Here is a 1,159-nt window from a genome sequence, read left to right as displayed (position 1 = left end):
CCCAGGGCTACCGCGAGCCCAGCGGCGAAGGCGAGCTGGGCGGGCGCAGCGACTTTGGCGGCGCGCAGTGCATCTGGCGCCTGGCCGATGGCCAGCTCTGCGGCGCCTCCGACCACCGCAAGGATGGTCTGGCGCTGGCCGTCTGAGCCGCTTCAGCGCTGGGCCTTGGCGGGCGCCAGCGCCTCGTCGATCACCTCGATCCAGTGGCGCACCGGCACATCGGTGCCCGACTGCAAATGCGAGATACAGCCGATATTGGCCGACAGAATCGCGGCGGGCGGCGCATCGCTGCAGGCCTGGTTCAGGGTGCCGATCTTGCGGTCGCGCAGCTGGTGCGCAATCTCGGGTTGCAGCAACGAATAGGTTCCGGCCGAGCCGCAGCACAGGTGCGATTCCACCCGCGAGACACGGATGTCAAAGCCCAGGCGGCGCAGACTGGTCTCCACCCCGCCGCGCAGCTTTTGGCCATGCTGCAAGGTGCAGGGCGGGTGGTAGGCCAGCGGGGCTTCGGGCAGGTTCAGCTGGCCTTGCAGGCGCTGCTCCAGCTCGGGCAGCAGCTCGCAAAGGTCACGCGCCAGCGCGCCAATCGCAGCGGCACGCGCGGCATAGGCGCTGTCATGGCGCAGCAGGTGGCCGTAGTCCTTGACCATCACGCCGCAGCCAGAAGCCGTGGTCACAATCGCTTCGACCTGCTGGCTCTCCACATGGGGCCACCAGGCATCGATATTGGCGCGCGCCTGCGCCAGCGCGCCCTGCGGGTCGCTCAGGTGCTGCTGCACCGCGCCGCAGCAGGCAGCGGCCGGCGTGACCAAGGTCTGGATGCCTACAGCATCGAGCACCCGGGCAGCGGCGGCATTGATATTGGGCAGCATCACCGGCTGCACGCAGCCGGCCAGCATCAGCACCTTGCGCTCATGGGCACGCGTCGGCCACTTGCCGGCACGCGGTACGCGCGCCAGCTTGGCCTTCAGCGCGGCAGGCAGCACCGGGCGGGCCAGCCGCCCCAGCGCCAGCGCCGGGCCAAAGGCCTTGGAGACCATGCCCTTGCGCAGCGCCCAGCGCTGCAGGCGCTCGGCCGTCGGGCGTTCCACCTTCTGGTCAACGATGTGGCGGCCGATATCGAGCAGCTTGCCGTATTGCACGCCGCTGGGGCAGGTCG

1 protein-coding gene is annotated in these 1,159 nt (G+C 69.9%); it reads right to left on the bottom strand.

The window, feature by feature from the left end:
• Positions 1-152: 152 nt before the first annotated feature.
• On the bottom strand, positions 153-1,159 hold a 1,007-nt coding region (glcF, locus tag H928_RS29795; protein ID WP_043341977.1), incomplete at its 5' end, for a glycolate oxidase subunit GlcF.

This window comes from Comamonas sp. B-9 (genome assembly GCF_000410635.1).
In the GTDB taxonomy this organism is placed as follows: Bacteria; Pseudomonadota; Gammaproteobacteria; order Burkholderiales; family Burkholderiaceae_C; genus Comamonas.
Note: the sequence above shows the minus strand (reverse complement) of the source record. Positions and strands in the feature narration are given on the sequence as shown.